We start from the raw sequence: 13,626 nt of genomic DNA, 5'->3' as shown, positions 1-13,626 counted from the left end.
AGCATCCTGTGCGGATACAGAATGGACCGAGCGCGAGCCCGGGCCGTCCCGTCCTCAGACATGGGAGCTGGTGAGAGGAGTTCGTCGCGTTGGAGCCTACCAACATCGAGGCGCCGGAATATTTCCATAAGGTCGTCGATTGCCAATGGGCCTGTCCGGCCCACACGCCCGTTCCCGAGTATATTCGGCTGATCGCCCAGGGGCGCCACGCCGACGCTTATATGGTGAACTGGAAATCCAACGTCTTCCCGGGGATATTGGGCAGGACCTGCGATCGTCCGTGCGAACCCGCCTGCCGCCGCGGCCGGGTCGACGAGGAGCCGGTAGCGATCTGCCGCCTGAAGCGCGTCGCCGCCGACAACAAGGGCGACGTCGCCGCGCGGATGCCGGTGCCGCCCAAGAAGAAGATCGGCAAGAAGGTCGCCTGCATCGGCGCCGGCCCCGCAGCGATGACCGTGGCGCGCGATCTCGCGCCGCTCGGCTACGACATCACCGTCTACGACGCCGACGCAAGGGCGGGCGGCATGATCCGCAGCCAGATCCCGCGCTTCCGCCTGCCCGAGAGCGTGATCGACGAGGAGATGGGCTTCATCGTCAATCTGGGCCTCGACATGCGGCTGGGCCAGCGGGTCGACAGCATGGCGGCACTGCTGCGGCAGGACTATGACGCGATCTTCGTCGGCACCGGCGCGCCGCGCGGCCGCGATCTCGATCTGCCCGGCCGGCGTGAGGCGGCGGCGAACATTCATATCGGCATCGACTGGCTGGCGAACGTGTCGTTCGGGCATGTCGACAGCATCGGCAAGCGCGTGATCGTGCTCGGCGGCGGCAACACCGCGATGGATTGCTGCCGTACTTCGCGCCGGCTCGGTGGCGAGGACGTGAAGGTGATCGTGCGCTCCGGCTATGAGGAGATGAAGGCGTCGCCGTGGGAGAAGGAGGATGCCCAGCATGAAGGCATTCCGATCCACAATTATCTGGTGCCCAAGGCGTTCACCCATGAAGACGGCCGGCTGACGGGTGTGACCTTCGAGAAGGTCGCCCCGCTGATCGACGAGAAGGGCCGCCGGACGCTGCAGCCGACCGGCGAACCCGACCAGCATTTCGAGTGTGACGATGTCCTGATCGCGGTCGGCCAGGAGAACAGCTTCCCCTGGATCGAGCGCGACATCGGCCTCGAGTTCGACCAGTGGGGCATGCCCGCCGTCGACGAGGTCACTTTCCAGTCGACCTTGCCGAAAGTCTTCTTCGGCGGCGACGCCGCGTTCGGGCCGAAGAACATCATCTGGGCGGTCGCGCATGGCCATGACGCGGCGGTGTCGATCGACCATTTCTGCCGTGGCACCAATTTGCGGCTGCGACCGCCGCCGGGCGTGCATGTCTCTTCGCAGAAGATGGGCATCCACGAATGGAGCTACGACAACGACATCTCCGCGCAGGATCGCCAGAAGGTGCCGTTGCTGCCGATCGCCGCCGCGCTCGCCGACGTGAAGGCCGAGGTCGAGCTCGGCTTCGACGATCCGCGGACCTGGGCGGAGACGCAGCGCTGCCTGAACTGCGACGTGCAGACCGTGTTCGCCAAGCCGCTGTGCATCGAGTGCGACGCCTGCGCGGACATCTGCCCCACCGACTGCATCACCTTCACGGTCAACGGCGACCAAGATGAACTCCGGCCCCGGCTGAAGGCGCCCGCGCTGAACCTGGCGCAGGAGCTCTATGTTTCCTCGACGCTGCCGACCGGCCGGGTGATGGTGAAGGACGAGGATGTCTGCCTGCATTGCGGGCTATGCGCCGAGCGCTGCCCGACCGGCGCGTGGGACATGCAGAAGACGCTGATCGAGATGACCCATGCTGGAGGGTGCTCGAAATGACCAAGGCCCTGAGCGCGGTGAACGATTTCGTGGTCAAGTTCGCCAATGTGAACGGCTCGGGCTCGGCCTCAGCGAACGGCCTGTTCGTCAAGGCGATCCTGCGAATGGGCGTGCCGGTCGGCGCGCGCAACATCTTCCCGTCGAACATCCAGGGGCTGCCGACCTGGTACGAGATTCGCGTCAGCGGCGAAGGCTGGCTCGGCCGGCGCGGCGGAGTCGACCTGATGGTGGCGATGAACCCGCAGACCTGGGACCGCGACATCGCCGAGATCGAGAGCGGCGGCTATCTGTTCTACGACTCGACCAAGCCGATGCCGGCCGACCGCTTCCGCAAGGACATCAACATCGTCGGCATTCCCCTGACTGCGCTGTGCAACGAAGCCTATGTCGAGCCAGCGAAGCGCAAGGTATTGAAAAACATCATCTATCTTGGCGCCCTTGCCTATCTTCTCGGGATCGAGCGTGAGGTGGTCGAGGCGCTGCTGGCCGAGGAATATGCCTCCAAGCCCGCGCTGATCCCGGCCAATATCGAGGCGCTGGGCATCGGCTTCGATCACGCGCGCGCCACGCTGAAGCCGCTGGGCCTGCAGCTGCAGCGTGCCGATGCGGTCGGCGAGCGGATCTTCGTCGACGGGAACACCGCGGCCGGGCTCGGCGCGGTCTATGGCGGCGCCACCGTCTGTGCCTGGTATCCGATCACGCCCTCGACTTCGCTGGCCGAGGCGTTCATCGACTATTGCAGGAAGCTGCGCCACGATCCCGACACCGGAGACGCGCGCTACGCCATCGTCCAGGCCGAGGACGAGATCGCCTCGATCGGCATGGTCACCGGCGCCGGCTGGAACGGCGCCCGCGCCTTCACCTGCACCTCTGGACCCGGCATATCGCTGATGCAGGAGTTCATCGGCCTGAGCTATTTCGCCGAGATTCCGGCAGTGATCTTCGACGTCCAGCGCGGCGGCCCGTCGACCGGCATGCCGACCCGCACCCAGCAGTCGGACATCCTGTCCGCCGCCTATGCCAGCCATGGCGACACCAAGCATGTGTTGCTGCTGCCGGAGGGTCCGGGCGAATGCTTCGAATTCGGCGCGCTCGCCTTCGATCTCGCAGATCGGCTGCAGACTATGGTGTTCGTCATGCTCGATCTCGACATGGGCATGAACGAGTGGCTGATCGAACCCTTCGCGTGGGACGAGAGCCGGCCGCTCGACCGGGGCAAGGTGATGACCGCCGAGATGCTCGAGGCCGGCGCCGATTTCGGACGATACAAGGATGTCGATGGCGACGGCATCCCCTACCGCACCCTGCCCGCCACCCATCCGTCGAAGGGCGCCTATTTCACCCGCGGCACCTCGCGCGATCCCTATGCGCGGTACAGCGAGGAGGGCGCGGTCTATGTCGACAATATGGAGCGGCTGCTGCGCAAGTTCGACAGCGCCAAGGCGCTGGTGCCCGCGCCTGTCCTGCACAAGGCGGTCCGTCCGACCTCCTATGGCGTGATCTATTACGGATCGACCTCGCCGGCGATGGACGAGGCGCTGGCGTGGCTGGACGGCGAGGGTATCGCCATCGATGCGCTGCGCGTCCGCGCCTTTCCTTTTTCGGGCGAAGTGTTCGATTTCATCGCGGCGCACGATCTGGTGTTCGTGGTCGAGCAGAACCGCGATGCCCAGCTGCGCGCGCTGCTGATCAATGAGGGCGGGGTCGATCCGGCCCGGCTCGTCAAGGTCCTGAACTACGATGGCTCGCCGATCACCGCGCGCTTCATCGAGCGCGAACTCGCCCGGGGAATGGCCGCGGGCATGGGCACTACCGTCGGGGAGATGGTGAAGTGACWTTTATCGCCAAGCCGAAATTCCATCACCCGTCGCTGCAGACCAACGCTCTCGGCTTCACCCGGCGCGACTATGAGGGCAAGGTCTCGACCCTCTGCGCCGGCTGCGGACACGACTCGATCAGCGCGTCGATCGTCCAGGCCTGTTTCGAGATCGACCTCGAGCCGCACCGGCTCGCCAAGATGTCGGGGATCGGCTGCTCTTCGAAGACGCCCGATTATTTCCTGGGGGCGAGCCACGGCTTCAATACCGTGCACGGCCGCATGCCATCGGTCCTCACCGGCGCCAATCTCGCCAATCGCGAGCTGATCTATCTCGGCGTGTCGGGCGATGGCGACAGCGCCTCGATCGGGCTCGGCCAGTTCGCCCATGCCATCCGTCGCGGCGTCAACATGGCCTATATTGTCGAGAATAACGGCGTCTACGGACTCACCAAGGGGCAGTTCTCGGCGACCGCCGACAAGGGCAGCAAGTCCAAGAAGGGCGTGGTCAACTCCGACAGCGGCATCGATCTGGTGGCACTCGCGCTGCAGCTTGGCGCGACCTTCGTGGGCCGCAGCTTCTCCGGCGACAAGGAGCAGCTGGTGCCGCTGATCAAGGCGGCGCTGCGGCACAAGGGCGCGGCGTTCATCGACGTGCTGAGCCCGTGCATCGCGTTCAACAATCACAAGGGGTCGACCAAGAGTTTCGACTGGGTTCGCGAGCATAACGAGGCGGTCAACCGGCTTGACGTGCTGCTCGGCCGCGCCCCGGTAACGGCATCCTATGAACCCGGCTCGCTGGTCGAGGTGGCGCAGCATGACGGTTCGGTGCTGGTGCTGCGCAAGGTTGCCGCCGACTATGATCCCACCGATCGGGTTGCCGCCATGAGCTATCTCCACCAGCGGGAGGCGGTGGGCGAGATCGTCACTGGCCTGCTCTATGTCGATCCCCATGCCGAGGACCTGCACGACGCGCTGGGCACGGTGAAGCGCCCGCTCAACGCGCTGTCCGATCGCGAGCTGACCCCGCCGGCATCGGCGCTGGCCAAGATCAACGCGGCGTTGCGATAGTTTACTTGACCAGGGTGGCAAATCTTCGCTGAATGGCGGCATCGTAGCGCCGAGTGATCGAGATCATAGCGCTACGCCCGTATAACGACGACACGGGACATATCGTTCGAACTGCCGATCCTAACCCTTCGGTAATCGAATGTCGGAGATAGATGCCCGATGTCGCTGCTTGTCTGCCTCAGCCTGTTCCTCGCTTTGCTGGCCGCGCTGCGGCTCTACGCATGGCGCGAGGCTCTGGGCACGACTCGCGTCGCGACTGCCCGGCGGACCAGTGAGCATTGGACGGAGCGCCGGGCAAGGCATGCGCGCGCGCGCGCGGCACGGTCGGGGGCGATCTACCTGGGCTCGGCCGCGGTCTTGCTCCAGGGTGTCGCGCAGCTGTTCAACTATTAGAGCCTGAACCGATCAAGGCCTGGGCTCGAGCCACCGCCGGCCTAGCCTGCCGATGCATCTCGCGCTATGGCGCGCGGCGATGAGCAACAAGCTGACCGAAATCTGCGACGTCAAACGCGATCATGTGGCGCGCGCCAAGGCGGCGACATCCTTCGCCGACCTCACCGCCCGTGCCCGGGCCGCCAGCCCTCCTCGCGGGTTCCGGGCCGCACTCGATCGCAAGGCTGCCGACGGCTATGGCCTCATCGCGGAGATCAAGAAGGCGTCGCCCTCCAAGGGCCTGATCCGCGCCGATTTCGATCCGCCGACGCACGCGCGCGCCTATGAGCAGGCCGGCGCCGCCTGCCTATCGGTGTTAACCGACACGCCCTATTTCCAGGGTCATGACGATTATCTGGTGGCGGCGCGGGCGGCCTGCTCGTTGCCGTGCCTGCGCAAGGATTTCATGATTGATCCGTGGCAGGTGACCGAGGCGCGCGCGCTGGGCGCCGATGCGATCCTGATCATCGTCGCTGCGCTCGACAACGGCGCGATGGCCGAGATCGAGGCCGCAGCGATCGAGCATGGCATGGACGTTCTGGTCGAGGTCCACGACGCCGGCGAGCTGGAGCGCGCGACACGGCTCACATCCCGGCTGATCGGGGTCAACAATCGCGACCTGCGCGACTTCTCCATTGATCTGTCGCGCACCTATGAACTGGTGGCCAATGCGCCCGCGGGCTGCACGTTCGTCGCGGAGAGCGGGCTCGGCTCGAAGGCCGATCTCGACGCGATGGCCGGGCATGGCGTGCGCTGTTTCCTGGTCGGGGAGTCGCTGATGCGCGAAGCCGATGTCGCCGCGGCGACGCGCAGGCTGCTGACCGGCGCATGACCGGCAAGCTCACCCATATCGACGATGAGGGCGCGGCCCGGATGGTCGACGTCTCGGCGAAGGCCGAGACAAAGCGGGAGGCGATCGCCGAGGGGCGGATCCTGATAGCGGCGCCCGCGCTCGATGCGATCCGCGCCGGATCGGTCAAGAAGGGTGACGTCCTCGCGGCGGCGCGGGTCGCCGGGATCATGGCCGCCAAGAAGACCGCCGACCTCATCCCGCTGTGCCATCCGCTGCCGATCTCGGGCGTGACGCTGGACCTCGCGATCGAGGCCGACGGCATCCGTGCCACCGCCGCGGTGGTCACCACCTACACCACCGGCATCGAGATGGAGGCGATGACCGCTGTCTCGGTCGCGCTCCTCACCGTCTACGACATGGCCAAGGCGCTCGATCGCGGCATGCGGATCGAAGGCGTCCGCCTGTTGTCCAAGACCGGCGGTAAGTCGGGCGACTGGACGGCCTGATGACGCTGATTCCCGTTGCCGAGGCGCAGGCGCGGATGATGGCGCTCAGGCCGCCGCTGCCGATCGAAACGGTGCCGCTGGTCCAGGCGAACGGACGCCATGCCGCCGTCGATGTCGTCGCCGCCCGCACCCAGCCCGCGCTCGATCTGTCGGCGATGGACGGCTATGCGATCCGCTTCGCCGAGCGGCCCGGGCCCTGGACCGTCATTGGCGAAAGCGCGGCGGGCGGCGGCCTGGATCGTGCGCTCGCAGCTGGCGAGGCCGCGCGGATCTTCACCGGAGCGCCAGTGCCCGAAGGGGCCGACGCGATCCTCGTCCAGGAAGAAGCGGCGCGCGACGGCGACCGCCTGATGATGGCGGGCGAAGGACCGCGCGGGCCCGGCGCGCATATCCGCCGCGCCGGCAGCGATTTCGCGCAGGGGGACACGCTCATCGCTGCTGGCACGGCCATCGGCGCGGCGGCGATCGCGCTTGCCGTCAGCGGTGGCCATGGCGCGCTCGCAATTCGCCGGCGCCCGCGCATCTCCATTCTCTCGACCGGCAACGAACTGGTGCGGCCGGGCGTGCCGACCAGCGGCGCGCTGCTGCCCGCTTCCAACGGACCGATGCTGGCGGCCATGCTGGCGGGGCCGACCTGCATCGTCACCGATCACGGCATCGTCCGCGACGATCTCGACGCAATCGCTGCGGCCTTCTCCGCTTTGGCCGACCAGGCCAATATCATCGTCACCACGGGCGGTGCGTCGGTCGGCGATCATGATCTCGTCCTGCCCGCCCTGCAGAAGGCCGGCGCGCGCATCGATTTCTGGAAGGTCGCGCTGAAGCCCGGCAAGCCGGTGATGATCGGCACGCTCGGCGAAGCGATCGTGCTGGGGCTGCCCGGCAATCCGGTCTCGGCCTTCGTCACCGCCACCCTGTTCCTGAAGCCCCTCGTCGCCCACCTGCTGGGCGCGCGCAGTCCTGTCCCGGCGCCTATGCTCGCCCGGCTCGGAGCGGCGCTCCCGGCGACCGGCAACCGCGCCGAATATCTGCGCGGCCGCTGGAGCGAAGGTCGGGCGGTTCCGGTCATCAGCCAGGACAGCGCCGGCCTCGTGGCCCTGGTGCAAGCGGAAATGCTGATCGTGCGGCCGCCCAAGTCCGCGGCGCTCGAGCCGGGCGCGGATATCGAGATCATTCCACTCGCTTGACAGATTCGCGCCGGTTGCCTAAATGTTCTCCGTCCGTTCTAGACGAGGGCATTGCCATGCTGACGCGCAAGCAACATGAACTTCTCCTATTCATCCACGACCGGCTGATCGAGACCGGCGTGTCGCCCTCGTTCGAGGAGATGAAGGATGCGCTGGACCTCAAGTCCAAATCGGGCGTCCACCGGCTGATCAGCGCGCTCGAGGAGCGCAACTTCATACGCCGGCTGCCGAACCGCGCGCGCGCGCTCGAAGTGCTGCGTATGCCCGACATGATCGCCAAGGCTCCGGCCGCACCATCGAAGGCTCCGCCGGTCGTGCCGCAGGCAGCGAACGAGAATGTGCTGGAAATCCCGCTGCACGGCCGCATCGCCGCCGGTTTGCCGATCGAGGCGCTCGAGGGCCAAAGCACCTTGTCGGTGCCTGCGGCGCTGCTCGGCCCAGGCGAACATTATGCGCTCGAAGTCTCCGGCGATTCGATGGTCGAAGCCGGTATTCTCGACGGCGACTATGCCCTGATCCGCAAGGCCGAGACGGCGCGCGACGGCGACATCATCGTGGCCCTGATCGCCGACAGCGAAGCGACGCTCAAATATTTCCGCAAGGAAGGCGCGATGATCCGGCTCGACCCGGCGAACCGCGCTTATGACCCGCAACGCTACAAGCCGGACCAGGTCCGTGTGCAGGGCAAGCTTGCGGGATTGCTGCGGCGCTACTGACAAGCCGAACGTCATCCTGCACTTGTTTCAGGATCCACATGTCGGCTCGGGATCGTTCCCGTGTCGGGAAGTGGATGCTGAAATAAATTCAGCATAGCGACATCAAGGACGAGCAGGCGATCCGGGCCGGAACACGGACCAGGGATGGCGACCGACCGACCCGGCCACGGTTTCGACGACGCCGCGCTCCAGATCGATCGACAGACCCCCGCTGCGCGCCAGTAACGGCCGGTCGATGACGATCCAGCGCGGGCGGCACGAACGCGGCATCCGCCGGTCGCTTATGACAATGTCGGCGCGCGCGCAGGCACGGTTCATCCGGGCGATGTCGACCAGATAGGGGCTCCGGGTCGCGAGCAGCGTCCACGCGCGGCTGCCGCGCCGGAGCTGCGCCTCGCACAGGTCCGCGGAGCAGCGCGCCGCCTGGAGCGCATCGATCGGCACCGGCTCGCCATCGACCCCGGCCGCCTCGCTGAGCACGTCACGGATATAATCGCCGGCACGATCCCGCAGCAACGCCACCCGTCCGTCCGCCAGCACCACGGCAACATGCCGGCCGTCGCCCGTCACCAGCAGGTCCGGCACCGGGGACTGCAGCGCCCAGACGGCACCGATCACCAGCGGCACGGTGCCCCAGCGCCGCATCTTCGTCCGCCACAGCGCGATCCACAGCCCGCCCGCGATCATCAGCGCGAAGGCGCCCCACGCCATGCTCGGCAGCATCGCCACCGCACCCGGCGCGTCGCCGACCCGATGGGCGATCCAGAGCAGCAGCGCGAGCGCCTTCGACACCAGCCACCAGAAGGGCGCACCCAGGCCAGCAATGTCGAGCAGCAGCGCCACCGCCTCGAGCGGCATGATGACGAAGGTGGTCAGTGGAATCGCGACGATGTTGGCGGCGGCGCCATAGAGACCCGATTTGTGGAAGTGAAACAGCGCGATCGGCGCCAGCGCCGCCTCGATCACCACCCCCGAGAGCAGCAGCACCGCCAGCGAGCGCCCGAGCCGAGCCGCCCAGTGCTCGTCCCGCCCAGCCGAGAAGGATACCACTTTGGGATGTTCCAGGAAGGCGATCAGCGCGGTGACGGCCGCGAAGCTCAGTTGGAAGCTCGGCCCCGCGAGCGCTTCCGGCCACAGCAGCAGCACGATCAGGGCCCCCGTCGCGACCAGCCGCAGCGTGATCGCCTCTCGCCCCATGGCAATGCCGGCCAGCACGAGCAGCGCGGCGACGCACGAGCGGATCGTCGGCACCTGCGCGCCCGACAACAGGGTATAGCCGATCCCCGCCAGCGCGCCGGCGCCGGCCGCGACCAGCAACAGCGGCGCGTGCAGCGCCAGCCGGGGGCTCAGCGCGAACAGCCGCAGGGTAAGCAGCATCACGCCGCCGACCACCGCCGAGACGTGCAGCCCCGACACCGACAGCAGATGGGCCAGCCCGGATCGCCGGATCGCCTCCGCGTCTTCCTCGCCGATCGCCCCCTGGTCCCCGGTGGCGAAGGATGCGGCGATGCCACCTGCGCTGGCGCCGGTGACCCGCTGTTCGATATGCGCCGATAGCCGCGCCCGGCGGTCGGCAAGCCAGGTTGAAAAGCCGCCGCCGCCCGCGCCGGCATCGATCTTCGGCGGATCGAGCGCCTTTCCCCCGGCGCCGATGCCGAGGAACCAGGCGGTGCGGGCATAGTCATAGCCGCCGGGCACCGCCGCGGGTGCAGGCGGCATCAGCCGCGCGCGCACTGCGATATGCGCGCCGCCGGGTACCAGGGCGGGCAGGTCGGCCTGATCAACATTCAGCCTGATGCGCGGCGGCAGCAGGCCCGGATCGGTCGCTATCGTCAGCCGGACCAGCTCGCGCGCCGGAAGCCGCTCGACCGTCTCGATCCGTCCCGTGACCATCGCCACCAGCGGTCGATCGATCCGCGGCGCCGCCACCCAGTCGGCCCGCGACCATATCACCACCATGCCGATGAGCGCCGCCAATCCGGTTACCAGCACGGCACGGCCGATCCTGCGCTCGACGCCGGTCGCGACGCCGGCCAGCGCCACGCCCGCGAGCGCCGCCATGCCAGCCAGCCAGGCCAAGCGGTCAGGCAGCACCAGCCACAGCGCGATCCCGCCGGCGAGCATGACCGGCACCCACAAGCCAAGCTGGTCGCGCTCCATTTCGAGCGCACGCTCGACCCGATCTAGCATCCGCGCCATGGCCGCCCGGCCGCCCGTTGGAAGAGGCGGAGCCGCTACGCTAGGTGCGCGATCGAGCATCGACCACCCCGCTCTGATCATGGCCGGCCGCTCCCGACTCGCCGGCCAATTTGACCGGAGCCGAAAATGCTATACGGGGCGCCTCGACTTCGCTGGCCATCGTGCCGATCTTGGAGAAAGCGCGCGTGGGCGCAAGCACCGAAAATCAGACCCCCAAAGCCGAGGTCGTCACCCGCTTCGCGCCATCTCCGACCGGATATCTACATATCGGCGGTGCGCGAACCGCGTTGTTCAACTGGCTGTTCGCCCGCCATCATGGCGGCAAGTTCCTGCTTCGCATCGAGGATACCGATCGGGCCCGGTCGACGCAGCCCGCGATCGACGCCATCCTCGACGGCATGAACTGGCTCGACCTCGGCTGGGACGGGGATGCCGTCTACCAGTTCGCGCGCGCCGATCGCCACGCCGCGGTGGCGCAGCAGCTGCTCGAAAAGGGGCACGCCTATCGCTGCTATGCGACCTCCGAGGAACTGGCCGAGCTGCGTGAACAGCAGCGTGCCGCCAGGCAGCCACTGCGCTATGATGGCCGCTGGCGCGATCGCGACCCTGCAGAAGCGCCAGCCGGCACGCCCTTCGTCGTCCGCCTCAAGGCGCCGCGCGAAGGCGAGGTGACGATCGAGGATCTCGTGCAGGGACCGGTGACCGTCCAGAATGCCGAGCTCGACGACATGATCCTGCTCCGCTCCGACGGCAGCCCGACCTATATGCTCGCCGTCGTCGTCGACGATCATGACATGGGTGTCACCCATGTCATCCGTGGCGACGATCACCTCAACAACGCCTTCCGGCAGCTGGCGATGATTCGCGCACTGAATGAAATCTCGGGCGGCTGGCCCGATCCCATCTACGCCCATATCCCGCTGATCCACGGCGCGGATGGCGCGAAGCTGTCCAAGCGCCATGGTGCGCTCGGGGTCGATGCCTATCGCGACGAGATGGGAATGCTGCCGGAAGCGGTGAACAATTATCTGCTCCGGCTGGGCTGGGGCCATGGCGACGACGAGATCATCGACCGCGAGCAGGCGATACGCTGGTTCAGCCTGGATGGCGTCGGACGCTCACCGTCCCGGTTCGATTTCAAGAAGCTGGAGAACCTCAACGGCCATTATATCCGCGAAGCCGCCGATGCCCGCCTGGCCGACCTGATCGCGCCCGGAGTCGCGGCGCAACTGGGCCGCGATTTCGGCCCGGAAGACCATGAACTACTGCTTCGCAGCATTCCTTTCCTGAAGGTAAGGGCTAAGGATCTCAATGAGTTGAAGGAGGGAGCAACCTTTCTGTTTCGCACCCGCCCGCTCGATATGGACGAGAAGGCCGCATCGCTGCTAGACGAACCGGGCAAGGCGCTGCTGGCGCAGGCCCGCGACGCCCTTGCAGCCACTGCCGACTGGTCGGCGCCCGCGCTCGAGGCGGCGGTCCGGACGGTGGCGGAAAACGGGGGGATCGGCCTCGGCAAGGTTGCGCAACCGCTGCGGGCGGCGCTGACCGGCCGCACCACCTCTCCGGGTATTTTCGATGTGCTGGCGCTGCTCGGCCGCGACGAGAGCCTGGGGCGGCTGGACGATCGACTGGGTTAGAGCGGGTGAAAGCATACAGGACGAGGACCGAGCCGGCCTGCCGGTGAAGGGGCGAACCAGGAGGAGTGAAGATGGCGGACAAAGTTAAGGTGGAGTTCGACGGCAAGGCGTCGGAATATCCCGTCATGTCGGGCACGGTCGGCCCCGACGTCATCGACATCCGCAAGCTTTATGCGGCGACCGGCGCCTTCACCTACGATCCCGGCTTCACTTCGACCGCCTCCTGCCAGTCGGCGCTGACCTATATCGACGGCGACGCTGGCATATTGCTCCACCGTGGCTATCCGATCGACCAGCTCGCCGAGCAGTCGAGCTTCATGGAAGTGTCCTACCTGCTGCTCAACGGTGAGTTGCCGAGCCGCGAAGAGCTGGACAAGTTCACCTACACTATCAGCCGCCACACCATGCTGCACGAGCAGCTCGCGACCTTCTATCGCGGCTTCCGGCGCGATGCGCATCCGATGTCGATCATGTGCGGCGTGGTCGGCGCATTGTCCGCCTTCTATCACGACTCGACCGACATCACCGACCCGAAACAGCGGATGATCGCTTCGCACCGCCTGATCGCCAAGATGCCGACAATCGCGGCCATGGCGTATAAATATGCGGTCGGGCAGCCCTTCCTCTATCCGCGCAACGATCTGAGCTACACCGGGAACTTCCTGCGCATGACCTTCGGCGTTCCCGCCGAGGAATATGAGATCGATCCGGTGATCGAGTCGGCGATGGACAAGATCTTCATTCTCCATGCCGATCACGAGCAGAATGCGTCGACCTCGACCGTCCGCCTCGCGGGATCGTCGGGCGCCAACCCGTTCGCCTGCATCGCCGCCGGCATCGCCTGCCTGTGGGGTCCGGCGCATGGAGGCGCCAACGAAGCGGCGCTCAACATGCTGCGCGAGATCGGCACGCCCGATCGCATTCCGGAATATATCGCCCGCGCCAAGAACAAGGACGATCCGTTCCGGCTGATGGGCTTCGGCCACCGCGTCTACAAGAATTTCGATCCACGCGCGAAGGTGCTCGGCAAGGCCGCCACCGAAGTGCTCGACAAGCTCGGGATCAGCGATCCGGTGCTCGATACCGCGCGCGAACTCGAGCGGATCGCGCTCTCCGACCAATATTTCATCGACAAGAAGCTCTATCCCAATGTCGACTTCTATTCGGGCGTGATCCTGTCGGCGATCGGCTTCCCGACGACGATGTTCACCGTCCTGTTCGCTCTTGCCCGCACAGTCGGCTGGGTGGCGCAGTGGAACGAGATGATCTCCGATCCGGAACAGAAGATCGGCCGCCCCCGCCAGCTCTATATGGGCCCGGACCAGCGGGATTATGTGCCGGTCAGCCAGCGCTGACGAGGCGATAGCCGCAAGCATCGAGGGCGGGACGAAAGTCCCG

At 66.7% G+C, this 13,626-nt stretch carries 11 protein-coding genes; 10 read left to right on the top strand and 1 reads right to left on the bottom strand.

Going from position 1 to position 13,626, the window contains the following annotated elements:
• Positions 1-89 precede the first annotated feature (89 nt).
• From AC1DQK_RS06160 to lexA, 8 genes are all read left to right on the top strand, one after another.
• Positions 90-1,871, top strand: a complete 1,782-nt coding sequence (locus AC1DQK_RS06160; RefSeq protein WP_477868468.1) for an FAD-dependent oxidoreductase — start codon at positions 90-92, stop codon at positions 1,869-1,871.
• Positions 1,868-3,706: a 2-oxoacid:acceptor oxidoreductase subunit alpha gene (locus AC1DQK_RS06155; RefSeq protein ID WP_477868466.1), complete on the top strand. Its 1,839-nt coding sequence runs from the start codon at positions 1,868-1,870 to the stop codon at positions 3,704-3,706. Before AC1DQK_RS06160 ends, AC1DQK_RS06155 begins: the two co-directional genes overlap by 4 nt.
• A complete protein-coding gene (locus tag AC1DQK_RS06150) occupies positions 3,703-4,758 on the top strand; it encodes a 2-oxoacid:ferredoxin oxidoreductase subunit beta (protein ID WP_477868464.1) in 1,056 nt (351 codons plus the stop codon). Before AC1DQK_RS06155 ends, AC1DQK_RS06150 begins: the two co-directional genes overlap by 4 nt.
• A 159-nt stretch (positions 4,759-4,917) precedes the next feature.
• Complete coding sequence (locus tag AC1DQK_RS06145) at positions 4,918-5,151, top strand: hypothetical protein (protein ID WP_477868462.1); 234 nt, start codon at positions 4,918-4,920, stop codon at positions 5,149-5,151.
• A 79-nt stretch (positions 5,152-5,230) separates the two neighbouring features.
• A complete protein-coding gene (gene trpC, locus AC1DQK_RS06140) occupies positions 5,231-6,022 on the top strand; it encodes an indole-3-glycerol phosphate synthase TrpC (protein ID WP_477868460.1) in 792 nt (263 codons plus the stop codon).
• Complete coding sequence (moaC, locus tag AC1DQK_RS06135) at positions 6,019-6,489, top strand: cyclic pyranopterin monophosphate synthase MoaC (RefSeq protein WP_477868458.1); 471 nt, start codon at positions 6,019-6,021, stop codon at positions 6,487-6,489. The genes trpC and moaC overlap by 4 nt, the downstream gene beginning before the upstream one ends.
• Positions 6,489-7,676, top strand: a complete 1,188-nt coding sequence (locus tag AC1DQK_RS06130; protein ID WP_477868457.1) for a molybdopterin molybdotransferase MoeA — start codon at positions 6,489-6,491, stop codon at positions 7,674-7,676. The genes moaC and AC1DQK_RS06130 overlap by 1 nt, the downstream gene beginning before the upstream one ends.
• A 56-nt stretch (positions 7,677-7,732) precedes the next feature.
• Positions 7,733-8,392 carry a transcriptional repressor LexA gene (lexA, locus tag AC1DQK_RS06125; protein WP_477868455.1) on the top strand — a complete coding sequence of 220 codons (660 nt, stop codon included), beginning with the start codon at positions 7,733-7,735 and terminating at the stop codon, positions 8,390-8,392.
• A 102-nt stretch (positions 8,393-8,494) separates the two neighbouring features.
• Here lexA and AC1DQK_RS06120 read toward each other — a convergent pair whose 3' ends face one another.
• Positions 8,495-10,591 carry a ComEC/Rec2 family competence protein gene (locus AC1DQK_RS06120; protein ID WP_477868453.1) on the bottom strand — a complete coding sequence of 699 codons (2,097 nt, stop codon included), beginning with the start codon at positions 10,589-10,591 and terminating at the stop codon, positions 8,495-8,497.
• Positions 10,592-10,776: 185 nt separating this feature from the next.
• On the opposite strand from AC1DQK_RS06120, the gene gltX reads away from it, so the two are divergent.
• Complete coding sequence (gene gltX / locus AC1DQK_RS06115; RefSeq protein WP_477868451.1) at positions 10,777-12,228, top strand: glutamate--tRNA ligase; 1,452 nt, start codon at positions 10,777-10,779, stop codon at positions 12,226-12,228.
• Positions 12,229-12,299: 71 nt separating this feature from the next.
• Positions 12,300-13,583: a citrate synthase gene (locus AC1DQK_RS06110; RefSeq protein ID WP_477868449.1), complete on the top strand. Its 1,284-nt coding sequence runs from the start codon at positions 12,300-12,302 to the stop codon at positions 13,581-13,583.
• The last annotated feature ends 43 nt before the right edge of the window (positions 13,584-13,626 follow it).

It is taken from the genome of Rhizorhabdus sp. P4_G5, from assembly GCF_056401065.1.
This window is presented reverse-complemented; position numbering and strand designations above follow the sequence as displayed.

What these genes read in the sequence shown, in the direction of transcription:
- AC1DQK_RS06155 (WP_477868466.1), top strand. Translation starts at nt 1,868, where the DNA reads ATGACCAAGGCCCTGAGCGCGGTGAACGATTTCGTGGTCAAGTTCGCC.
- AC1DQK_RS06145 (WP_477868462.1), top strand. Translation starts at nt 4,918, where the DNA reads ATGTCGCTGCTTGTCTGCCTCAGCCTGTTCCTCGCTTTGCTGGCCGCG.
- trpC (WP_477868460.1), top strand. Translation starts at nt 5,231, where the DNA reads ATGAGCAACAAGCTGACCGAAATCTGCGACGTCAAACGCGATCATGTG.
- moaC (WP_477868458.1), top strand. Translation starts at nt 6,019, where the DNA reads ATGACCGGCAAGCTCACCCATATCGACGATGAGGGCGCGGCCCGGATG.
- AC1DQK_RS06130 (WP_477868457.1), top strand. Translation starts at nt 6,489, where the DNA reads ATGACGCTGATTCCCGTTGCCGAGGCGCAGGCGCGGATGATGGCGCTC.
- lexA (WP_477868455.1), top strand. Translation starts at nt 7,733, where the DNA reads ATGCTGACGCGCAAGCAACATGAACTTCTCCTATTCATCCACGACCGG.
- AC1DQK_RS06120 (WP_477868453.1), bottom strand. Translation starts at nt 10,591, where the DNA reads ATGGCGCGGATGCTAGATCGGGTCGAGCGTGCGCTCGAAATGGAGCGC.
- AC1DQK_RS06110 (WP_477868449.1), top strand. Translation starts at nt 12,300, where the DNA reads ATGGCGGACAAAGTTAAGGTGGAGTTCGACGGCAAGGCGTCGGAATAT.